The 20,836-nt window shown below is 64.1% G+C and carries 20 protein-coding genes; 11 read left to right on the top strand and 9 right to left on the bottom strand.

Going from position 1 to position 20,836, the window contains the following annotated elements:
- Positions 1–19 precede the first annotated feature (19 nt).
- The 3 genes from ACR0DA_RS14735 to ACR0DA_RS14725 form a co-directional block, all read right to left on the bottom strand.
- Positions 20–751 (bottom strand): hypothetical protein, encoded by a 732-nt coding sequence (locus ACR0DA_RS14735; protein ID WP_480754648.1) that lies wholly within the window; start codon positions 749–751, stop codon positions 20–22.
- Positions 748–1,317 carry an RNA polymerase sigma factor gene (locus ACR0DA_RS14730; protein WP_170341291.1) on the bottom strand — a complete coding sequence of 190 codons (570 nt, stop codon included), beginning with the start codon at positions 1,315–1,317 and terminating at the stop codon, positions 748–750. Before ACR0DA_RS14730 ends, ACR0DA_RS14735 begins: the two co-directional genes overlap by 4 nt.
- Before the next feature lie 66 nt (positions 1,318–1,383).
- Complete coding sequence (locus tag ACR0DA_RS14725) at positions 1,384–2,073, bottom strand: GntR family transcriptional regulator (protein ID WP_170341289.1); 690 nt, start codon at positions 2,071–2,073, stop codon at positions 1,384–1,386.
- Between the two features lie 132 nt (positions 2,074–2,205).
- Between ACR0DA_RS14725 and ACR0DA_RS14720 the strand changes: the two genes are divergently transcribed.
- Entirely contained in the window at positions 2,206–3,222 is a 1,017-nt protein-coding gene (locus ACR0DA_RS14720) for an Ldh family oxidoreductase (RefSeq protein ID WP_170371991.1), read from the top strand.
- On the opposite strand, the gene ACR0DA_RS14715 is transcribed toward ACR0DA_RS14720, so the two are convergent.
- The 6 genes from ACR0DA_RS14715 to ACR0DA_RS14690 all read right to left on the bottom strand — a co-directional run bounded on the left by ACR0DA_RS14715 (position 3,219) and on the right by ACR0DA_RS14690 (position 9,392).
- Complete coding sequence (locus ACR0DA_RS14715) at positions 3,219–4,244, bottom strand: trans-3-hydroxy-L-proline dehydratase (protein ID WP_170448257.1); 1,026 nt, start codon at positions 4,242–4,244, stop codon at positions 3,219–3,221. The two genes, ACR0DA_RS14720 and ACR0DA_RS14715, sit on opposite strands and share 4 nt — an antisense overlap.
- Before the next feature lie 7 nt (positions 4,245–4,251).
- Entirely contained in the window at positions 4,252–5,490 is a 1,239-nt protein-coding gene (locus tag ACR0DA_RS14710) for an NAD(P)/FAD-dependent oxidoreductase (protein WP_480754646.1), read from the bottom strand.
- Positions 5,487–6,422 (bottom strand): 4-hydroxyproline epimerase, encoded by a 936-nt coding sequence (locus ACR0DA_RS14705; RefSeq protein WP_170371986.1) that lies wholly within the window; start codon positions 6,420–6,422, stop codon positions 5,487–5,489. The genes ACR0DA_RS14710 and ACR0DA_RS14705 overlap by 4 nt, the downstream gene beginning before the upstream one ends.
- Positions 6,413–7,372 carry a dihydrodipicolinate synthase family protein gene (locus tag ACR0DA_RS14700; RefSeq protein ID WP_480754644.1) on the bottom strand — a complete coding sequence of 320 codons (960 nt, stop codon included), beginning with the start codon at positions 7,370–7,372 and terminating at the stop codon, positions 6,413–6,415. Before ACR0DA_RS14700 ends, ACR0DA_RS14705 begins: the two co-directional genes overlap by 10 nt.
- A gap of 170 nt (positions 7,373–7,542) precedes the next feature.
- A complete protein-coding gene (locus ACR0DA_RS14695; RefSeq protein ID WP_170599747.1) occupies positions 7,543–8,601 on the bottom strand; it encodes an ABC transporter ATP-binding protein in 1,059 nt (352 codons plus the stop codon).
- Positions 8,598–9,392, bottom strand: a complete 795-nt coding sequence (locus ACR0DA_RS14690; RefSeq protein ID WP_480754643.1) for an IclR family transcriptional regulator — start codon at positions 9,390–9,392, stop codon at positions 8,598–8,600. The genes ACR0DA_RS14695 and ACR0DA_RS14690 overlap by 4 nt, the downstream gene beginning before the upstream one ends.
- A 142-nt stretch (positions 9,393–9,534) precedes the next feature.
- Here ACR0DA_RS14690 and ACR0DA_RS14685 point away from each other — a divergent pair, with 142 nt between their 5' ends.
- The 10 genes from ACR0DA_RS14685 to ACR0DA_RS14640 all read left to right on the top strand — a co-directional run bounded on the left by ACR0DA_RS14685 (position 9,535) and on the right by ACR0DA_RS14640 (position 20,824).
- Positions 9,535–10,794, top strand: a complete 1,260-nt coding sequence (locus ACR0DA_RS14685) for an ABC transporter substrate-binding protein (RefSeq protein WP_093963148.1) — start codon at positions 9,535–9,537, stop codon at positions 10,792–10,794.
- 91 nt (positions 10,795–10,885) lie between these two features.
- The gene (locus ACR0DA_RS14680; protein WP_093963149.1) at positions 10,886–11,809 is read left to right on the top strand and encodes a carbohydrate ABC transporter permease; all 924 of its coding nucleotides are present in this window, start codon (positions 10,886–10,888) and stop codon (positions 11,807–11,809) included.
- A 1-nt stretch (position 11,810) separates the two neighbouring features.
- Positions 11,811–12,659, top strand: a complete 849-nt coding sequence (locus tag ACR0DA_RS14675) for a carbohydrate ABC transporter permease (RefSeq protein ID WP_093963150.1) — start codon at positions 11,811–11,813, stop codon at positions 12,657–12,659.
- 22 nt (positions 12,660–12,681) lie between these two features.
- Entirely contained in the window at positions 12,682–14,022 is a 1,341-nt protein-coding gene (gene melA / locus ACR0DA_RS14670) for an alpha-galactosidase (protein ID WP_480754641.1), read from the top strand.
- A 55-nt stretch (positions 14,023–14,077) separates the two neighbouring features.
- Complete coding sequence (locus tag ACR0DA_RS14665) at positions 14,078–15,784, top strand: IlvD/Edd family dehydratase (protein WP_480754639.1); 1,707 nt, start codon at positions 14,078–14,080, stop codon at positions 15,782–15,784.
- Positions 15,784–16,551 (top strand): SDR family NAD(P)-dependent oxidoreductase, encoded by a 768-nt coding sequence (locus ACR0DA_RS14660; RefSeq protein ID WP_480754637.1) that lies wholly within the window; start codon positions 15,784–15,786, stop codon positions 16,549–16,551. The genes ACR0DA_RS14665 and ACR0DA_RS14660 overlap by 1 nt, the downstream gene beginning before the upstream one ends.
- Before the next feature lie 4 nt (positions 16,552–16,555).
- A complete protein-coding gene (locus ACR0DA_RS14655; RefSeq protein ID WP_480754636.1) occupies positions 16,556–17,449 on the top strand; it encodes a 2-dehydro-3-deoxygalactonokinase in 894 nt (297 codons plus the stop codon).
- The gene (locus ACR0DA_RS14650; RefSeq protein WP_170391635.1) at positions 17,446–18,051 is read left to right on the top strand and encodes a 2-dehydro-3-deoxy-6-phosphogalactonate aldolase; all 606 of its coding nucleotides are present in this window, start codon (positions 17,446–17,448) and stop codon (positions 18,049–18,051) included. The genes ACR0DA_RS14655 and ACR0DA_RS14650 overlap by 4 nt, the downstream gene beginning before the upstream one ends.
- Positions 18,048–18,908 carry an SMP-30/gluconolactonase/LRE family protein gene (locus tag ACR0DA_RS14645; RefSeq protein WP_480754634.1) on the top strand — a complete coding sequence of 287 codons (861 nt, stop codon included), beginning with the start codon at positions 18,048–18,050 and terminating at the stop codon, positions 18,906–18,908. The genes ACR0DA_RS14650 and ACR0DA_RS14645 overlap by 4 nt, the downstream gene beginning before the upstream one ends.
- On the top strand, positions 18,905–20,824 hold the full coding sequence (locus ACR0DA_RS14640) for a beta-galactosidase (protein ID WP_480754632.1): 1,920 nt from the start codon (positions 18,905–18,907) through the stop codon (positions 20,822–20,824). Before ACR0DA_RS14645 ends, ACR0DA_RS14640 begins: the two co-directional genes overlap by 4 nt.
- Positions 20,825–20,836: the final 12 nt, after the last annotated feature.

Raw genomic sequence — 20,836 nt, 5'->3', positions numbered from 1 at the left:
AGGTTTCGCGCAAGGCGGCTCAGCCGGCGAAAGTCTGGGCCAGGTAATCCAGCTGCACGGTCAAATCGTTGTCCGGCCGGTTCCCCAACAGCATGTATCCGTATCCGTCGCGCGCCCACCGGGCCGTTGCAAGCCCGCTCAGGACTTCCTGCTTCAACTCTGAATTCGGCGCGCCATCGCCCTGACGGATCACGCACAGCGCAAAGGGATTGCCATCAGCGTCGGCAAAAACGATCTGAACCAATGGTTTGCCCTTGAAGGACAAAACCTGCGCGGCCTTCAGTTCCAGCCCCGGCAAACCTTCAAGCGAATCCCGGTTCAGCGGGCGGCCCAGTTTCTCTTCGGCCAATGAGATCTGGGCGTCGACGAGCGCCGGCGGGTATTCCAGCGTTGCAATCGAATCCGCCGTGTAAAGCGACTGGTACAGGGCCGCCTGCTCCGCCCATCCCATCAGCTGTGGGCGGGTCAGCCAAATGGTCAGAGATACGGCCAACACGGCCGCGGCAGCCGCGACGCCAAACAGGCGCCAGGGCCCCGCCAAAGCCGGAACCCTAGGCGGCAGTTCAACTTGTGGCGCGGCGGCGGAAATGTCTCGGAACACCTCGCGAACCACCGGCGCGATCGGATCCAGATCCATCAGGCGCTGCTCCAGTTCCGGATCATTCTCAACAGCGGCCTCGATGGCATCGCTTTCCTCAGACCCCAATGAGCCTTGCAGATAGGCCTTTAGCGTATCGTCGGAAAAGGTCATGAGTCCCTCCGTCGGTCGGACGCAGCGGCATCCTGCGGCATCGCAGCTTGCAGTTTCTTGCGGGCATTGGAAAGCCGGCTCATGATCGTACCAATCGGAACCTCCAGCAACGCGGCGGCCTCGCGATAGCTGTAGCCCTCGACAAAGACCAGCATGACCGTTTCGCGTTGCGCCTCGGGCAGTTGCATCACCTGTGTAAACACTTCCCGCGCAAAAATATTCATTTCGGCGTCGGTACCCGGCGCGATCAATTCGGCGTCCGGCGTTGCGGCCAACCCCTGGGACTTGCGCACGGTCCGCGCCCGCAGCTCGTTTAACCAGATCGACCGGCAGATCGTCATCAGCCACGAATCCAACCGATCAGTATGCGTAACCTGATGGCTGCGCTCCAACGCGCGCAGGCAAGTGGCCTGGGTCAAGTCGTCGGCAACATCCTGCGCCCCCGACAGAGCCAGCGCAAACCGCCAGACGCGTCTGGAATACGCCCCAATCGCCTGACGCACGGCCTGTTCCGAACTGTTGAGGTCATCACTGGGCACTTGGTCGATCCATGTTTCGGCACGCATCCCGCGACGCCAGAACTGGCACAGACAGAGAAGAATTGAAAACGCTTTCTTTCCGGTCGCTTGGCGTCAGCGTCCGACCGCCTCCTCGGACGCTCGCTTGGCAGCCACCAGTGCCAACAATTGGTCCTTGGTTCGTCCGATATGCGCGGACAGAAGCGCACAGGCCTGCTCGACCTGCCCATCCCGGGCAAGGCGCAGCAATTCGCGATGCTCTTTACGGGCCGGTTCGCGTTGTTGCATCACACTGAGATGCATTCGGACATAACGATCCGACTGAAGGCTCACGCGGTGCAGCAGCTCGTTGGTCAGGCTTCGGTTCGCGGCCGCGTAGAGGGCCGAGTGGTACTGATAGTTCAGCGCGCCCCACCGGCTGACGTCATTGGCGTCGTACGAGGCCTCCATCTGCTCCAGCAGGTGTTCGCAGCGCGCAAAGTCAGACCCGGTCATCTGCGGAATTGCCCAGCGGAACAGGTCGGTCTCCAACAGCGACCGCAGGTCGAAGATCTCGCCGATCTCGGACAGAGAATGGCGCGTGACCCGCGCCCCGCGGTTGTTCGTCAGCTGAACCAGACCTTCGGCATCAAGCTGTTTCAGCGCCTCGCGCACCGGCATGCGCGACACGTCATAGTCTTCGGCCAATGCCTCTTGACGGATGGTCTCGCCTTCCGCCAGATCACCGCTGAGAATGCGTTCACGCAAGTCGGACGCAATTGCATCGGGAAGGCTTTGACGGGTGATTGCGCGTTTTGCTGCCAAGGATCTGTCCGCATTTGCATTTTGGATACAAATATCCGCCCCGAGGCGCTTTTCCAACCGCCTATCGGGTTGAACAGGGCTAGGGTTCCCCGCTACCCCTTTGGCAACCGAGATCAAACCCAGGAACGGAACATGAGCGAAACGGTACGGCTGACGCCTAAAGAAATGACCGATCTGAGCCTGAAGGTTCTGTCCCATGTGGGTTATGGCCCCGACCACGCGCGGGCGATCGCGGAACTGCTGACCACCTGCCAAATGGACGATTGCCAGTCGCACGGTCTGTTTCGTCTGTTCATGTGCGCCCAGACCATGCAGGCGGGCAAGATCGACGGCCATGCGCAGCCCCAGGTCGCCGCCTCGGACAATGCCATCGTGCGCGTCGACGCACAGGGCGGCATGTCGTTGCTGGCGTTCCAGAAAGGCTTGCCGCGGCTGGTCGAGAAGACCCGCACCCACGGGATCGCGGCCATGGCGATCAAACGCTGTTTTCATTTCTCGGCCCTGTGGCCCGAGGTGGAGGCCCTGTCGGCCAAGGGGCTTGCAGCCATGGCGATGGTGCCCAGCCATTCCTGGGTGGCCCCTGCGGGGGGCACGCGCGGCAGCCTGGGCACCAACCCGCTGGCCTTCAGTTGGCCCCGCCTGGGCCAAGACCCGTTCACCTTCGATTTCGCCACCAGCGCCTTCGCCCGCGGCGAGATCGAGCTGTACAAGCGCGCGAACAAACCCCTGCCCGAAGGCGTGGCGATTGACAAGGCCGGCAACCCCACGACCGACCCGCAAGCGGCGCTGGACGGCGCGATGCTGACCTTCGGCGGCTACAAGGGCTCGGCCCTGTCGATCATGATCGAGCTTCTGGCCGGCCCGCTGATCGACGACCTGACCAGCCTGGAGAGCATGGAATTCGCCCAAGGCACGGGCGGCGCGCCTTATCACGGCGACATCATCATCGCCTTCGACCCCGACCAGTTCAGCGGCGGGCGGCGACAGGCCAACGACGCGCGGGCCGAGCGCCTGTTCGCCGATATCCTCGATCAGGGCGCGCGCCTGCCGTCACAGCGCCGCTTTGCCGCCCGCGCGCGCAACACCGCCCGGGGATATGCCGAGGTTTCCGCGCAACTGCATCGCGACCTGCTGGCCCTTCTGGACTAGGCTCCCCAGGTGTCGCGCAGGCGGTAACCTTGCGGCCAGGGGTCGTCGGGGTCCAGCATGTGCTGGTGGATGCCGGTGATCCAGCCACGGCCCGAGATCTCGGGCAGTATGGCGGCGCGGTCTCCGACCTGGGTCGTGCCCAGTATCCGGCCGGTGAAGCGCGAGCCGATGATCGACACCGCCTCAAAGCTCTGGCCCGGCAGCAACTGCCCCCGCGCGGCCATCAGCGCCATGCGGGCCGAAACGGCAGTACCGGTGGGCGAGCGGTCGACCTTGCCGGGCTGGATCGCCACCGCGGATCGGCCGGTCAGGCCGGTTTCGGTTTCAGTCAACGGTCCGCAGAAGGCGCAGAACGAGATGTGGTCCCAGTCCGGGTTTTCGGGGTGCGCGAAGCCCAGCTGCGCATTGGCGGCGTCGGTGATCGCCACCCCCAGGCGGGCGATGTCGGCGGCCTCGTCCTCGATGATGCGCAGCCCCAGCGCCGCGGCGTCGACCACCACGAAACTGTCCCCGCCATAGGCGGTGTCCACCGTCAGGGTCCCCAGCCCCTCGACCTCGAGCGGCGCGGCGAGTCGGTCGGCAAAGCTGGGCAGGTTCTGCACGAAGATCCGTTCGGCCTTGCCGTTGCGGCACTCGGCCCGCACCCGCACCAGCCCGCCCGGCGCTTCGAGCGTCAGGTGGGTTTCCGGCTCGGTCATCGGCAGGATGCCCCCGTCCAGCAGCACCGTCGCCACGCAGATCGCGTTCGAACCGGACATGGGCGGGGTGTCCTCGGGCTCCATGATGATGAAGGCGGCGTCGGCATCGGGGTGTTTGGGCGGCACCAGCAGATTGACATGGCGGAACACCCCGCCGCGCGGCTCGTTCAGCACGAAGTTGCGCAGGGTCTGGTCGCGGGCGATGAAGCTGCGTTGCTCCCAGATCGTGTCGCCCGGCGGCGGGGCGACACCGCCGACGATCACATCCCCCACCTCACCCTCGGCATGGGCCGAGATCACGTGGATGGTCTTGCTGCTGCGCATCCCCCGCTCAGAACCGGGTGGCGGCGAAGGGGTCGACCGGGATGGCCGGATCGGTGCCGTCGACCAGTGCGCCCACCAGTTCGGCGGTGCCGGCCGACTGGGTCAGGCCCAGATGGCCGTGCCCGAAAGCATAGACGAGGTTCGGCGATTTCGAAGACCGCCCGATCACCGGAATGCTGTCGGGCAGCGAGGGGCGGAACCCCATCCACTGCGTCCCGCCTTCGGTCTTCAACCCCGGCAGGAACTGGCGCGCCTTGTTCAGCAAGGTATCGGCGCGTTTGAAATTGGGCGGCAGGTCAAGCCCGCCCAGTTCGACCGCACCACCGATGCGCACACCACCGTTGATCTTGCTGGCCACGAAGGCATGACGCGAGAACGCCAGGTGCAGCCGCAGGTCGAACGCGCCCGGCGGCAGGGTCGTGTTGTAGCCCCGCTCGGTTTCGAGCGGGATCAGATCGCCCACCGTTCGGGTGAGGTTGTGCGACCACGCGCCCGCGGCCACGACCACCTTGCTGGCATCCGCCGCACCCTGGTCGAAGCGCACCCAGACGCCCGTGTCCGACAGCTCCAGCGCGCGTAAGGGGCGCGTTTCGATCACCCCGCCACGGTCGCGAAACACCTGTGCCAGATGCTCGACCCAGCGTTTGGGATCGACGGTATTCCACCAGTGTGGCGTGAACCCGGCATGGGTAAAACGCGGGCTGAGCCCGGGCTGGATCTCGGCGATCGCTTCGGGGCTTTCCAGCAGATCGAAGGCGATGCCATGCCGGCGACGCAACTCCCACGTGGGCAAGGCGGCGCGGAACTCGGCCGCGCTTTCGTACAACTGCAACTGCCCGTCGCGCTGCATCATCGCCTCGCCACCCGTATCGGCGATCTGCCGTTCGGTCGCGGCCTGGCACAGGCGCATCAGGTTGGCCTGCGCGGCGACCAGCGCCTGGTACCGGCTGGGGCGGCTGGCCCGCCAGAACCGCCACATCCACGGCGCGATCTGCAGGGCATAGGCGGGTGGGATCGACAGCGGCCCCAACGGATCGAGCAGCCATTTCGGGGCCTTTTTCATGATCCCCGGCGTGGCCAGAGGTTCGACCTCGGGGAAGGCGAACGCCCCGGCATTTCCCGCCGAACTGCCCGCGGCCACGCCTTCGCGGTCCAGTATCTGAACCGTGTAACCCCGACGCTGCAATTCCAGCGCTGCGCTGATACCAACGACGCCGGCACCTATGACGATGACATCTTTCTTCATGTGATCTCTATACCCGAACGGAATGGATCGGCGGGATCAAAAATCAAGCGGCTTTCGGCCATCACGAAAGCCTGACCGGTGATCGAGGGGATCACCCCGCCGTTCGGACCCGGCTGATAGGACAGCCGATAGGGGCTGCCGATGACGCTAGCCTGCACGATTTCTTCACCCGGCGCCAAGCGCCCATCGGCCGCCAGACAGGCCAACCGCGCCGAACTGCCCGTGCCGCAGGGCGAGCGGTCATAGGCGTCATCGGGGCACAGAACGAAGTTTCGGCTGTGGACGCCGGAGGCCGGCGCAGTCTCCTGAAAAATCACATGATCGATCGGCTCGCCCGCTTCGCCGCCCACGCCCTGCGCGACCGAGGCCTGCCGAATGGCGACGCCCAGATCGGTCAGTTGCCGGATGTTCGCGGGCTCGACCGGCACCGGGCTGGGATCGACGATAAAGAACCAATTGCCGCCATAGGCCACATCACCTGTAACCGGCCCGAAATCCGGAACCTCGATCGTCACGGCCTGATGCACCTGCCGGCTTTCGATGTTGGTTACTGTCACTGTGTTGGGATCGTGCAGCTTCACCGTGACCACCCCGGCCGGCGTTTCGATCCGGTGGGTGCCGACACCGATCCGCCCCAGATGGGCCAGCGTCACAGTCAACCCGATCGTGCCATGCCCGCACATGCCAAGCACCGCATCCACGTCGAAATAGATCACCCCGGTCACGCAGGACGGATCGACCGAAGGCACCAGCAGCGCCCCCACCATCGCTGGCTGACCGCGCGGCTCAAGCATGACCGAGCGCCAGAACCGGCGGTGCTGGGTCGCCAAAAGCCCTGCGCGTTCGGACAGAGGACCGCTGCCCAGATCGGGCGCGCCGTCCAGAATCACGCGCGTGGGCTCTCCGCCGGTATGGCTGTCGATCACATGCACGCGGCAATCACCCCGCCTTGCCTTGACCAGTCTGCAAACCAGGCGCGGAACAAGCCGTACTGCTGTTCGCAATAGTGGCGCTGCGCATCGGTCAGCGCGTCAGTTTCGTTGAAGTGCAAGCGGTATTCATCCTCGCCGTTCAGCACCAGAAGGTGCTTGTAGTACAGAACCAGATCAGGGCCTTCGTCGAAACTGGACAGCACGTGGATGGCCTCTGTCAACTCCTGTGCGCGCTGGCGGGCCTCGGCGCTGCCAGAAGCCGCTTTTTTCGACAAAGCGGTCAGCAGCAGAACCTCTTTGGGCAGTACGTTGCCGATGCCAGTGATCGCGCCGGTTGCGCCGCAATTGACGATGCCATGGTAGACCGCCGTATCGACCCCCACCATCAGCGTCACCTGGTCATCACGGCTGGTAATGTTCTCAGCCGCATAGCGCAGATCGTCCTTGCCACCGAATTCCTTGAAGCCCACCAGGTTGGGATGCTCGGCCCGCAGGGCGAAGAACAGGTCAGCGCGGGTGGCGAACCCGTAATGCGGACTGTTGTAGATGACCGCAGGGATATCCGGTGCCGCCGACAGGATGGCCTTGAAATGGTTGCGCTGCGCCATGACCGAACTGCCACGCGACAGGACCCGCGGGATAACCATCAGCCCAGCTGCACCCACCTTTTGCGCATGCGCTGCATGCGCCACGGCGGATTGCGTGTTGACCGCCCCGGTGCCCACCACCACGGGCAAGCCAGCGCCGACCAACCGCTCGACCCCTTCCATCCGCTGTTCGTCGGTCAGCAGCGGCCAGTCGCCCATCGACCCGCAGTAGACGACTGCGGACATGCCCGCCTCGATCATCTGCTGACCCTTACGCACCAAGGCGTCAAAGTCGGGCTGACGGTCGGGCGTACAAGGGGTCATGAGCGCGGGCATGGTGCCGGTAAAGACGTCGGGTGACATGTGGCCGATCCTTTCCAAGTTGCCCGCGTCCATCGCCGGGCGGTCAGATTTCCTGTCTCAACCCCGCAGTATCGGATTTTGTATCCAAAATCCATCTAATTCGCCTGACAAAAGAAAAACGCGCCAGGCAGAGGGCCCGGCGCGTTGACACTTTCCAACTGAACAGCGGTTCAGCGCAACCGCATCCCGCTTTCCGGGTCAAACAGCATGGCGCGTTCGGGCCGAACCGAGATTCCGATCCGTTCTCCCGTTTTGCTGCGTTGGTCGTCCCGCTCTTCGACGATCAGCTTGTCGCCGTTGGGCGTCAGCAAATAGCTGTAGGAAACGCCGCCGAGCGCCTCGGTCAGATCGACGGTACAGGTGTCGCCGGACCGATCCACGGCAATATGTTCCGGGCGGATTCCCAGGATCACCTTCTTGGCATCGGTCGGCACGCCGTTGGTGACGGGGATCGAGTCCGTCAGGGCGGGATGGCGCACGGTTCCTTCGACGACATCGCATTCCAAAAAGTTCATTGCGGGCGAGCCGATGAACCCCGCCACGAACCGGTTGTCGGGGTCCCGATACAGATCCATCGGAGCGCCCACCTGCTCGATCCGGCCATCGCGCAGCACCACGATCTTGTCGGCCATGGTCATAGCTTCGACCTGGTCGTGGGTGACGTAGATCATCGTCGCGCCGATCTCCTGGTGCAGACGGGCGATCTCAACCCGCATTTCCACGCGCAGTTCGGCATCGAGGTTCGACAGCGGCTCGTCGAACAGAAAAACCTCGGGGCCGCGCACGATGGCCCGGCCGATGGCGACCCGCTGACGCTGGCCACCCGACAAGGCCTTGGGCTTGCGCTTGAGATACTGGTCCAGTTTCAGGATTTCCGACGCTTCGGCGACCTTCTTGTCGATCTCGGCCTTGGGCACACCGTTCATGCGCAGACCAAAGCCCATGTTCTCGGCCACGGACATGTGCGGATACAGGGCGTAGGTCTGGAACACCATCGCGACACCGCGCTTGGCCGGGTCCATGTGGGTCACGTCACGCTGACCGATGCGGATTTCACCCTCGGTGGTTTCTTCCAGCCCGGCGATCATCCGCAACAGGGTGGATTTGCCACAGCCCGACGGCCCGACAAAAACGCAGAACTCGCCGTCCTCGATTTCCAGATCAATGCCGTGAATGACCTGGGTCTGGCCATAACGCTTGATTGCGCCCTTCAGGGTAACGCCTGTCATGATGCTTGCATCCTGTCCTTGCGGCCCTCGGGGAACCGCCATGCTTCGGCTTCGGACCCGATCTGGTCGGCCGAACGCCGCACCCGAGGGACCCATTTCTTCAACTGGTCAAAATCCATGCGCTGGGTCGATCCGGTGATCGAGATCGCCCCCAGTACCCGCCCGCCCGATGTTAGGATCGGACAGGCCACGCAGATGATGCCGGGCTCGTGCTCTTCATCATCCATGGCGAACCCCCGTTCGCGGATCCGGGCCAGATCCGCCCGCAGCACCGCCTCCGAGGTCAGCGTCTTGTCGGTAAAGCGGTGAAAGCTCTGCTGCGAGATCGCCTTGTCCAACAGGTCGTCATCCAGAAAGGCGAGCATCGCCTTCCCCACACCGGTGCAATAGGCCGGGCCAACCTTTCCGGCCTCGGAATACATCTCGACCGGGTTTTTGGCATTGCGCTTGTCCACATACAGAACCTGACTGGAATCAAGCTGCGCAAGGTGCACCGTCTCGCCGGTTTCCAGGCTCAGCCCATCCAGGATCGGCCGCGCGATCGGCGCGAGCGAGCTTTGCGTCCAGGCCGAATGCGCCAGCCGCACCAGCCGCAGCCCCGGCGAATAGGTCTGCCGGTCTGGGTCGTAAGACAACATGCCCTGATTGGTCAGCGACTGCAGAAACCGGTACAGGGACGCCTTGGGAAAGCTGCTGCTTTCCAGCAATTCGGCAAACCGCACAGGCCGGCCGAACGCCGCGACCTGTTCCAGCACGTCACATGCCTTGCCGATGGTTCCGTCACCTGCCACGGGTCTGATTTCTCCTCCACTTCCCCTTGCGGACGGGCCGCGAGGGTATTGACAAGCCTAGCCGATTCGATGTGTAGTTTTCAATATATAAAACTTGGTTTCACTATTTGGAACCACAAAATGGAAGCTAAGGGAGGAAACCATGCATTCCATGTTCAAGCGCACTGCGGCGGCTCTGGCGGCCAGTGTGGCACTTGCAGCGCCCGTTTCGGCAGAACTGACCGGCGAGCTGCGAATCTTCCTCGACACATCGAATCCGGCGCCGCGCGCGACGATGGAAGCGATGATCGAGCGTTTCGCGGCACAGCACCCGGGTCTGGAGATCGAGACCACGGTCATAGACCGCGAGGCGTACAAAACCCAGATCCGCAACTTCCTGACGGCGGACACGCCCGACGTCGCGACCTGGTACGCGGCCAACCGCATGAAGCCTTATGTCGAGGCCGGACTGTTCGAAGATGTATCGGACCTGTGGGCCGAGCCGGAAATCGCCGAAAACCTGGCCTCGACCAAGGGCGCGATGACCATCGACGGCAAGCAGTGGGGCGTGCCCTACACCTACTATCAGTGGGGCGTCTACTACCGCAAAGACATCTTTGACGAGCTGGGCCTGTCCGAGCCGACCACCTGGGAAGAAGAGCTGGCCAACTGCCAGAAGATCGTCGACTCGGGTCGCGCCTGCTATACCATCGGCACCAAGTTCCTGTGGACGGCTGGCGGCTGGTTCGACTACCTGAACATGCGCACCAACGGCTTCGACTTCCACCAGCAACTGGCCAATGGCGAAGTCAGCTGGGAAGACGACCGGGTCAAGCAGACCTTCGCCAACTGGAAGCAGCTGATCGACATGGGCGCGTTCATCGACAACCACCAGACCTACAGCTGGCAAGAGGCCCTGCCCTTCATGGTTCAGGGTGATGCAGCGGCCTATCTGATGGGCAACTTCGCGGTGGCTCCGCTGCGCGAGGCCGGTCTGACCGACGACCAGTTGGACTTCTACCAGTTCGTCGCGATCAACCCCGATGTCGAGCTGGCCGAAGATGCGCCGACCGACACGTTCCACATCCCGGCGAACGCGTCGAACAAAGAAGCCGCGCGCGAGTTCCTGCGTTTTGTCGTTTCGGCTGACGAGCAGACCGAAATCAACAACGGCAAGAACCTCGGACAACTGCCCGTCAACGCCAAATCCTCGGTGGATGACGACAAGTTCCTGCAGGAAGGCTTCAAGATGCTGTCGACCAACAGCCCCGGCGGCGTCGCCCAGTTCTGGGATCGCGACGCACCGGCGGAAATGGCCAAAGTGTCGATGGAAGGCTTCCAGGAGTTCATGGTCAAGCCGGACAACCTGGACAGCATCCTGGCCAAGCTGGAACGCGCACGTCAGCGCATCTATGACAACTGATCGGGTTGTGGCCGGGGCAACCCCGGCCACGCCGTAGCCAAACGCAGGACGGGCACGATCCCGTCCTGCCCATTCCAAACCGGGATTGACCATGACCGCTGTCGACGTCACCGAACACGAAAGCTGGTTCCACAGAAATCAGCAACGTATCGCACCCTGGCTGTTTCTGGCTCCGGGCGTGCTGTTCTTCATGGTCTACGTGATCATCCCCGTATTCCAGTCCTTCAACCTGTCGCTCTACGAATGGGACGGGCTGGGCGCGGCCGAATATGTCGGAATGCGCAACTATGAAGACCTGTATTGGGAATGGGTCGATCGTGACGCCTTCTATGTCTCGCTGAAGAACAACCTGATCTGGCTGATCATGTACCTGCTGGCGATCCCGGCTGGTCTGTTCATCGCGCTGTTCCTCAACCAGACGGTCTGGGGAATCCGGTTGTACAAATCCCTGTTCTTCTTTCCCTTCGTCATCAGCCAGGTCGTAGTCGGGCTGGTCTTCACCTGGTTCTACGACCCCACTTTCGGACTGCTGAACGAGCTTTTGGGCTTGGTCGGGTTGGGTCCGCTGAACGTCCTGGGTGATGAACGCTTCGTAACCTACGGCATCATTTTCGCGGGCCTCTGGCCGCAGACCGCCTATTGCATGATCCTGTATCTGACCGGCCTGAACGCCGTGGACCCCGAACAGATCGAGGCCGGCCGGCTGGACGGCGCCAAGGGCGGGCGGATGCTGTGGCATATCATCCTGCCGCAACTGCGCCCGGCGACCTTCATCGCCTTCGTGGTGACCATTATCGGCGCGCTGCGCTCGTTCGACCTGATCTCGATCATGACGCAGGGCGGGCCGTTCGGGTCAAGCCGCGTGCTGGCCTATTACATGTTCGAAGTCGCCTTGTCGGAGTACGGGTTCCGCATGGGCTATGGCGCGGCCATCGCCGTGATCCTGTTCCTGATCATGCTGTGCTTCATCGCCTACTTCCTGTGGTCGATGTACCGCGAAGAAAAGGGGCACTGAGATGTTTCCCAAACCGATCGAAAAACAACCCCGCGCGGCGCAGATTTCCTATCAGGCAATGCTGCCGGTCGCGCTTCTGCTGTGGCTCGGCCCTCTGCTGGCGGTGGCCCTGTTTTCCATCAAGCCCGAGGCGGATTTTACCAACGCCAACTACTGGGGCCTGCCCTCCAGCTTTGAAGGCGCAAGGAACTACGGTCAGGTCTTCTTCAACTCGGACATGCCGCGCTATCTGCTGAACTCGTTCCTGATCACGGTTCCCACGGTGATCGGCGCGGTGGCGCTCAGCTGCATGACCGGGTTTGCGCTGGGTATCTACAAGTTCAAGTCGAACCTATGGATCTTCTTCATGTTCGTGGCGGGCAACTTCGTACCCTTCCAGATCCTGATGGTGCCGGTGCGCGACCTGACGCTTGACTTGGGGCTCTACAACACGAAAACCGGGCTGGTGCTGTTCCACATCGCGTTCCAGACGGGGTTCTGCACCCTGTTCATGCGCAATTTCATCCGCGCCCTGCCGTTCGAGCTGATCGAGGCCGCCCGGGTCGAGGGCATCAGCGAATGGCGCATCTTCTGGTACGTCGTCCTGCCGCTGATGAAGCCCGCGATCGCCGCGCTCAGCGTGCTGATCTTCACCTTCATCTGGAACGACTATTTCTGGGCGGTAGTGCTGACTCAAGGAGCCGAGAGCCAACCCGTCACCGCCGGGATCACCAGCTTCAACGCGCAGTTCCGCGCAGCGTACCACTTGATGAGTGCCGGCTCGATCGTCGCGGCCCTGCCGCCGGTGGCCATGTTCTTTCTGATGCAGAAACACTTCATCGCGGGTCTGACCCTCGGTGCCGTAAAATAACGCCTAGTCAAGGTTTACAGTCATGACCAAGATCACCTTCATCGGTGCAGGTTCCACGATTTTCATGCAGAACATCGTGGGCGATGCCCTGCTGACCCCGTCGCTGGCCGACAGCCATTTTGCCCTGATGGACATCGACCCCGAGCGTCTGGCCGAGAGCGAAACCGTGGCCCGCGCCATGATCCGCTCGGTCGGGACCGGCGCGACCGTCTCGACCCATACCGACCGCCGCGCGGCGCTGGACGGGGCCGATTTCGTCATCACCGCGTTCCAGATCGGCGGCTACAAACCCTGCACCGTCACCGATTTCGAGATCCCCAAGCAATATGGCCTGCGCCAGACCATCGCCGACACGTTGGGTGTGGGGGGCATCATGCGCGGCCTGCGCACCGTGCCCGTCCTGTGGGACGTGGCACGCGACATGGCGCAGCTGTGCCCGAATGCCACGCTGCTGCAATACGTCAACCCGATGGCCATCAACACCTGGGCGCTGGCCGAACGGTTCCCGGCACTGAAACATGTGGGTCTGTGCCACTCGGTCCAGAACACGGTCGAGGAACTGGCCCATGACCTGGACCTGCCCAAGGATGAAATCCGCTATCGCGTCGCGGGCGTGAACCATGTGGCGTTTTTCCTGCGGCTGGAACATCAGGGCCGCGACCTGTATCCGGCGCTGCGCCGGGGCTATCACGCCGGCCAGTTGCCCAAGGCGCCGCTGCTGATGCCGCGCTGCCCGAACAAGGTGCGGTACGAGGTGATGGATCACCTGGGCTATTTCTGCACCGAAAGCTCGGAACACCTGGCCGAGTATGTCCCGTGGTTCATCAAGGATGGGCGTCAGGACCTGATCGACCAGTTCCAGATCCCGCTGGACGAATACCCCACCCGCTGCGAAGAGCAGGTCGCGAATTGGAAGGAACAGGCCAAGACCCTGACCGACGGGCGCGACATCGAAGTGATCCGCAGCCACGAATTCGCCGCCGACCTGATGAACGCCATCGTCACCGACACGCCCTATGTCGCCTATGGCAACCTGCCCAATACCGGGCAGATCCCGCAGCTGCCGATGGGCGCCGCGGTCGAAACGCCCTGTCTGGTCGACAGCAATGGCGTGCAGCCCTCGGTCGTGACCGACATTCCGCCGCAGCTGGTCGCCCTGATGCGCAGCCAGATCAACGTGCAGGAACTGACCGTGCGCGCCTTGGTCGAGGAAAACCCCGAACACATCTATCACGCCGCCATGATGGACCCGCACACCGCTGCCGAACTGGACCTGCGCCAGATCCGCAGCCTGGTCAGTGACCTGCTGACCGCCCATGCCGACTGGCTGCCGGATTGGTGCCGTCCAGCCCGCGCGGCCTGATCATCCGGCAAACACACAAGAAAACCACGACCCAATACGAAAAAGAAACAAAGACATGAAGAAACGCCGCTCACAGCACTGGTACGGCAAGCTCGATAAGGACGGGTTCATCCATCGGTCGTGGATGAAGAACCAGGGCTTTCCCGATCATGCGTTCGACGGACGCCCGATCATTGGCATCTGCAACACATGGTCTGAGCTGACGCCGTGCAACTCGGGCCTGCGCGACCTCGCCGAAGGCGTCAAGCGCGGCGTGTGGGAGGCCGGAGGCTTTCCGGTCGAATTCCCGGTGATGTCGCTGGGTGAAACCCAGATGAAGCCCACAGCCATGCTGTTCCGCAACCTGCTGGCCATGGATGTCGAGGAATCGATCCGCGCCTATGGCATCGACGGCGTGGTGCTGCTGGGCGGCTGCGACAAGACCACGCCCGGCCAGCTGATGGGCGCGGCCTCGGTCGATCTGCCCACCATCGTGGTCAGTTCCGGGCCGATGCTGAACGGCAAGTATCGCGGCAAGGATATCGGCTCGGGCACCGATGTCTGGAAGTTCTCGGAAGCCGTGCGCGCCGGCGAGATGACCTTGCAGGATTTCATGAACGCCGAATCCGGCATGAGCCGGTCCAAGGGCGTGTGCATGACCATGGGCACGGCCTCGACCATGGCGTCGCTGGTCGAGGCGATGGGCATGAGCCTGCCCACGAACGCCGCCCTGCCCGCCGTCGATGCCCGCCGCATGGCGCTGGCGCACCTGACCGGCAAACGCATCGTCGAGATGGTGGACGAGGACCTCAAACCCTCGGACATCCTGACCAAGGCGGCGTTTGAGAACGCCATTCTGGCCAATGCCGCGGTGGGTGGGTCCACCAACGCCGTGGTGCACCTGCTGGCGCTGGCCGGCCGGGTGGGCGTGGACCTGACCCTGCAGGATTTCGAGATCGGCTCGGACATTCCGCTGCTGGTCAACTGCATGCCCTCGGGTAAATACCTGATGGAAGATTTCTGCTATGCCGGCGGGATGCCGGTGGTCCTGTCCGAGCTGAAATCGCATCTGCGCCCGGCCCGCACCGTTCTGAACAAGGACATCTCGGCCCACTATGAGCGCGCGGAATGCTTCAACCACGACGTGATCCACGCCTTTGACGATCCGGTGAAACCGGCCGCCGGGCTGCGCGTTCTGCGCGGCAACCTGGCGCCGAACGGGGCCATCGTGAAACCCTCGGCCGCCACAGACAGCCTGCTGGAGACGGAAGGTGAGGCCTATGTCTTCGACAGCATCGAGGACCTGAAGGCCAATATCGACCGCGACGACCTGCCTGTGACGCCCGAGACCATACTGGTGCTCAAAGGCTGCGGGCCCAAGGGCTATCCGGGCATGCCCGAGGTCGGCAACATGCCGATCCCCGCCAAGCTGGTGAAACAGGGCGTGCGTGACATGATCCGCATTTCCGACGCGCGCATGTCTGGCACGGCCTTCGGCACAGTAATCCTGCATGTCAGCCCCGAGGCGCAGGCGGGCGGTCCTCTGGCGCTGGTGAAAACCGGCGACCGCATCCGCGTCTCGGCCCGCAAGAGCGAGCTGGAACTGCTGGTCGACGAACAGGAACTGGCCGCCCGCCGCGCGGATTGGCAGCCCGACGACCCGCATTACACCCGCGGCTATGCCAAGCTGTATATCGACCATGTCCTTCAGGCCGATCAGGGCGCTGACCTTGATTTCCTGGTGGGCAAGGACACCCGCCTTGTGACCAGAGAGAGCCATTGATGACCCAGCCAGCAACCTTCCATGACCTCGACGGCGCGTCCGTCTTCATCACCGGCGGCGGGTCGGGCGTGGGCGCGGCCCTGACAGACGGGTTCCTGGCCCAAGGCGCCAAGGTCGCCTTTATCGGCCGGTCCGACGCCAGCGCATTCGTCGAAGAGATGCGCGCCAAACACGGCCGCGCGCCCTTGTTCCTGCAGGGCGACATGACCGACACCGCGCTGCTGCACGAAACAATGACCAAGGCTGCCGAGGCCCACGGTCCGCTGAACGTGCTGGTCAACAATGCCGCAAACGACAAGCGCCACAGCCTCGAGGAAACCACGACCGAGTTTTGGGACTGGATGATCGAGGTCAACCTCAAGGCCTATTACTTTGCCTGCCAGCAGGCCGCGCGCCAGATGGCCGAAACCGGCGGGTCGATCATCAACTTCAGTTCGATCAGCTACATGATGGGCAATGCAGGCTATCCGATCTATACGACGGCCAACGCCGGAATCACCGGCATGACCCGTTCGCTCGCGCGCGAGCTGGGGCCGAAGAACATCCGCGTCAACGCGCTGGCGCCCGGCTGGGTGCTGACGCAGAAACAACTGAACATGTGGGCCACGCCCGAAGATCTGGCCGCGCATATGGAACGCCAATGCCTGAAGGAGCATCTGAGCCCGGACGACATGATCGCACCGACGCTGTTCCTGGCATCAACGGCCAGCCGCGCCATGACCGGGCAATGCATGGTCGTCGATGGTGGCGTGGTCACAACGGGGTAAGCACATGAACACCGAGTGGATCGCAGTAGACTGGGGCACCTCGCATCTGCGCGCCTGGGCGATGCAGGGCGACACGGTGCTGGACCACGCCCAATGCGACCGAGGCATGGCAACGCTGCGCCGGGATCAGTTCCAGGACGCGCTGCTGACGTTGGTCCAGGGCTGGCTGGGCGCGGCGCCCGTAGATGTGGTCGCCTGCGGCATGGTCGGTGCCCGGCAAGGCTGGGTCGAGGCGCCCTATGTGGCGGTTCCGGCCAAGCCGATCTCGACCGTTCCGGTCCGCGTGCCCGGCACCGATCCACGCATCCGCGCCTTCGTGGTACCCGGCCTAAAACAGGACGACCCCGCCGACGTGATGCGTGGCGAGGAAACCCAGATCGCCGGCTACCTGTCCACGCGCCCGCATTGGGATGGTGTGATCTGCCTGCCCGGCACCCACACCAAATGGGTGCAGGTCAGCGCCGGCGAGGTCGTCAGCTTCCGCACCTTCATGACGGGTGAACTGTTCGATCTGCTGGGCCAGCACTCGGTGCTGAAACATTCGGTCGGTGAAGGCTGGGACGACAACGCCTTTGCCACGGCCGTCGCGGACACGCTGTCAAAGCCCGAGCAACTGGCCGGGCGGCTGTTCGGGCTGCGCGCCGCCGACCTGCTGCACGGCCAGGATCCGGCCACCGCCCGCGCCCGCCTGTCGGGCGCTCTGATCGGTGCCGAACTGGCCGCCACCCGCCCCTATTGGCTGGGCCAGCAACTGGCCATCATCGGGGCCGAGGCCCTGTCGAACATCTATGCCACCGCGCTGCAGCAACAGGGCGCGTTCGTCGAAACCGCCGACGCGACCCAGGCCACGCTGGCCGGTCTGCTGCAAGCCCGCACCCTCACGAGGCAAACCGCATGAGCCGCCCCATAATCGCCATTCTGCGCGGGCTTGACCCGGCGCAGGCCGAGGCCGTCGGCCAGGCCATTCTGGACGCCGGCATCGACCGGATCGAGGTGCCGCTGAACTCGCCCGACCCGCTGGACAGCATCGGCCGTCTGGCCCGTTCGATCGGCGACCGCGCGCTGGTCGGGGCCGGAACCGTCCTGACCGTGGACGAAGTCGAACAGGTGGCCGCCGTTGGCGGCAAGCTGATCGTGTCGCCAAATTGCGATGCCGAGGTTATCGCGCGCACGGTGGATCTGAGCCTTCAAAGCTGGCCCGGGGTCTATACCCCGACCGAAGCCTTCGTCGCCCTGCGCGCCGGAGCCACCGGGTTGAAACTGTTTCCCGGGGTGATGGCCGGACCGGTGGGGCTGGCGGCCATGCGCCCGATCCTGCCCAAGGGCACGCAGGTCTATGCCGTGGGCGGCGCGGGGCCCGAGAATTTCGGCGACTGGCTCAAGGCCGGGGCCGACGGTTTCGGCATCGGCTCGGCCCTGTTCAAACCCGGCATGTCCGTGGACCAGATCGCCGAAAACGCCCGCCAGATCGTCGCCGCCTTTGACGAGGCCGCGCGATGAGCCAGGTCTTTGACGACCGCCCGTGCGCGTTGGGCGAAGGCCCGCTGTGGCACCCCGAACGGCAACAGCTGTTCTGGTTCGACATCATCAACAAGCGCCTGATGACCCGCGACGCGGGTGGCCCGCAAAGCTGGGATTTTGCCGAGCACGTCTCGGCCGCAGGCTGGATCGACCGCGACACGCTGCTGATCGCGTCGGAAACCGGCCTGTGGCGGTTCGGGCTTGAGACCGGTCACAAGGACCGCATCGTCGCGCTCGAGGCCGACAACCCGGTGACCCGCTCGAATGACGGGCGGGCTGATCCGTGGGGCGGGTTCTGGATCGGCACAATGGGCAAGCGCGCGGAACGGGGCGCGGGGGCGATCTATCGTTTTTGGAGGGGTGAGCTGCGGCAGCTGGTGCCGGACGTGACCATCTCGAACGCGATCAGTTTCGCGCCTGACCGGTCTTGCGCCTATTTTTGCGACACGGCCACCGGGCAGGTGCGGCGCTGGGGTCTGAACCCTGAAACCGGCTGGCCCGAGGGCGACAGCGCGGTGTTTCTGGACCTGCGCGCCGAAGGTCTGAACCCCGATGGCGCGGTCGTCGATGCCGCGGGCAATCTGTGGGTCGCGCAATGGGGCGCGGCGCGGGTTGCGGCCTATGACGCCGGCGGAACCTTCCTGCGCGCGGTGCCTTTCGCGGCGGCCCATACCTCATGCCCCGCTTTCGGCGGGCCGGATCTGACGACGCTGTTCTGCACCTCGGCCCGCGAAGGGCTGGATGCGGACACCATCGCGTCACACCCCACCAACGGAATGACCTTTGCCGCCGAAAACGCGGGCCAAGGTCAGGCGGAACACAGAGTCATCCTATGAACCCCGAACTTGGCGTTTGCTATTACCCTGAACATTGGCCCCAGTCGATGTGGGCCGAAGATGCCGCGCGCATGGTCGAAGCCGGCCTGCGCTGGGTCCGGATCGGCGAATTCGGATGGAGCCGGATGGAGCCGGAACCGGGCCGGCTGACATTCGACTGGCTGGATCAGGCCATCGAGACCCTTGGTGCGGCTGGGCTGAAGGTGGTGCTGGGAACCCCAACCGCCACGCCGCCGCGCTGGATGCTGGACCGGCACCCGGACATGCTGGCGGTGGATGAAAACGGGCAGCCGCGCAAGTTCGGCTCGCGCCGTCACTATTGTTTCAGCCATCCCGGATACGTCGATGAGTGCGTCCGCATCGCCCGGATCATGGGCGAACGTTATGGCCGCAACCCGCATGTGGCCGGCTGGCAGATCGACAATGAATATGGTTGCCACGACACCACCGTCAGCTACGGCGAGCCTGCCCGGCAGGCCTTCCGCCGTTGGCTGGCCGAACGCTATGGCTCGGTCGCGGCGCTGAACGCGGCCTGGGGCAACGTGTTCTGGTCGATGGAATACGGCGACTTCGATCAGATCGACCTGCCCAACCTGACCGTGACCGAGCCCAACCCCGCGCATGTGCTGGCCTTCCGCCGGTTCAGCTCGGATCAGGTGGCGGCCTTCAACCGGGCCCAGGTTCAGGCGCTGCGGCCCCTGACCGACGCGCCGCTGCTGCACAACTACATGGGCCGGATCCTGGATTTCGACCATTTCGAGGTGGGCGCCGATCTGGATATCGCCACCTGGGACAGCTACCCGATCGGGTTCCTGTCCGACCGGCTCGAGGCCGACGCGGCGCACAAGGCGACCTTTCTGCAGCAGGGCGACCCGGACATGCAGGCCTTTCACCACGATCTGTACCGCGCCGTCGGACGCGGCCGTTGGTGGGTGATGGAACAACAGCCCGGACCGGTGAACTGGGCGCCCTACAACCCGGCCCCCCTGCCAGGCATGGTGCGGCTCTGGTCGCTCGAGGCCGTGGCCCACGGGGCCGAGGTGGTCAGCTATTTCCGCTGGCGGCAGGCGCCTTTTGCGCAGGAACAGATGCACGCGGGCTTGCTGACGCCGAACAACCAACCCGCCCCCGGTCTGGCCGAGGCGCAGCAGACGGCCAAAGATCTGGCCGCGCTGGGACCGGTCGAACCGGTGCAGGCGCGGGCGGCCATCATGTTCGACTATCCGTCGGACTGGGCCTGGGCGACCCAGCCGCAGGGCGCTGGGTTCAACTATTTTCGGCTGGTGTTTTCCGCTTATCGCGCACTGCGCCGCGCCGGGCTGTCGGTCGATGTCGTGCCGGCCTCGGGCCTTTGCGACGCCGACTATGATCTGATCCTCGCCCCCGGGCTGGCCACGCTGGACGACGCGCTGGCCGACCGCCTGCGGGCGGCTGCGAAACTGACGGTTCTGGGCCCGCGCGCCGGAGCAATCACGGCTGATTTCCAGATCCCGGCCCAAGGCCGCCCCGGCCTGCAGGCGTTGGACTGCGACGTGGCGCTGGTGGAATCCCTACCGCCCGAGATCACCCGCCCGGTTCAGGGCGGCGGAGCGGCGCAACACTGGGTCGAGCGGTTGACCGGAAACGCGCCCGATCTGTTGACTTTCGAAGACGGGACTCCGGCGCTCAAGGGCAGTGACCAGCTTTGGTATCTGGCCGGGTTCCCGGACGAAGACCTGTGGGACCGGATCGTTGAGATGGCGGCGCAGAAGGTCGGGCTGACCCTGCATCCGATGCCGCCCGGCCTGCGGCGGCGCGAAACCACGACCCATGACTTCCTGATCAACTACAACGCCACACCGGTGGATTGGAACGGCCACAGCATCGCTGCCTGCGGGGTCGCCATCCTGAAACGCAATCCGCCCGGCCAGGAATGAACCTGAACCGGG

The organism is Ruegeria sp. CI8 (assembly GCF_056536865.1).
The sequence above is the reverse complement of the archived record's forward strand: the minus strand, read 5'-3'. Positions and strand labels throughout refer to the sequence as shown.

Excerpts from the sequence above, each read along its gene's own strand:
- ACR0DA_RS14735 (WP_480754648.1), bottom strand. The coding sequence starts at position 751 with ATGACCTTTTCCGACGATACGCTAAAGGCCTATCTGCAAGGCTCATTG.
- ACR0DA_RS14730 (WP_170341291.1), bottom strand. The coding sequence starts at position 1,317 with ATGCGTGCCGAAACATGGATCGACCAAGTGCCCAGTGATGACCTCAAC.
- ACR0DA_RS14720 (WP_170371991.1), top strand. The coding sequence starts at position 2,206 with ATGAGCGAAACGGTACGGCTGACGCCTAAAGAAATGACCGATCTGAGC.
- ACR0DA_RS14715 (WP_170448257.1), bottom strand. The coding sequence starts at position 4,244 with ATGCGCAGCAGCAAGACCATCCACGTGATCTCGGCCCATGCCGAGGGT.
- ACR0DA_RS14710 (WP_480754646.1), bottom strand. The coding sequence starts at position 5,490 with ATGAAGAAAGATGTCATCGTCATAGGTGCCGGCGTCGTTGGTATCAGC.
- ACR0DA_RS14700 (WP_480754644.1), bottom strand. The coding sequence starts at position 7,372 with ATGTCACCCGACGTCTTTACCGGCACCATGCCCGCGCTCATGACCCCT.
- ACR0DA_RS14695 (WP_170599747.1), bottom strand. The coding sequence starts at position 8,601 with ATGACAGGCGTTACCCTGAAGGGCGCAATCAAGCGTTATGGCCAGACC.
- ACR0DA_RS14685 (WP_093963148.1), top strand. The coding sequence starts at position 9,535 with ATGCATTCCATGTTCAAGCGCACTGCGGCGGCTCTGGCGGCCAGTGTG.
- ACR0DA_RS14680 (WP_093963149.1), top strand. The coding sequence starts at position 10,886 with ATGACCGCTGTCGACGTCACCGAACACGAAAGCTGGTTCCACAGAAAT.
- ACR0DA_RS14675 (WP_093963150.1), top strand. The coding sequence starts at position 11,811 with ATGTTTCCCAAACCGATCGAAAAACAACCCCGCGCGGCGCAGATTTCC.
- melA (WP_480754641.1), top strand. The coding sequence starts at position 12,682 with ATGACCAAGATCACCTTCATCGGTGCAGGTTCCACGATTTTCATGCAG.
- ACR0DA_RS14665 (WP_480754639.1), top strand. The coding sequence starts at position 14,078 with ATGAAGAAACGCCGCTCACAGCACTGGTACGGCAAGCTCGATAAGGAC.
- ACR0DA_RS14660 (WP_480754637.1), top strand. The coding sequence starts at position 15,784 with ATGACCCAGCCAGCAACCTTCCATGACCTCGACGGCGCGTCCGTCTTC.
- ACR0DA_RS14655 (WP_480754636.1), top strand. The coding sequence starts at position 16,556 with ATGAACACCGAGTGGATCGCAGTAGACTGGGGCACCTCGCATCTGCGC.
- ACR0DA_RS14650 (WP_170391635.1), top strand. The coding sequence starts at position 17,446 with ATGAGCCGCCCCATAATCGCCATTCTGCGCGGGCTTGACCCGGCGCAG.
- ACR0DA_RS14645 (WP_480754634.1), top strand. The coding sequence starts at position 18,048 with ATGAGCCAGGTCTTTGACGACCGCCCGTGCGCGTTGGGCGAAGGCCCG.
- ACR0DA_RS14640 (WP_480754632.1), top strand. The coding sequence starts at position 18,905 with ATGAACCCCGAACTTGGCGTTTGCTATTACCCTGAACATTGGCCCCAG.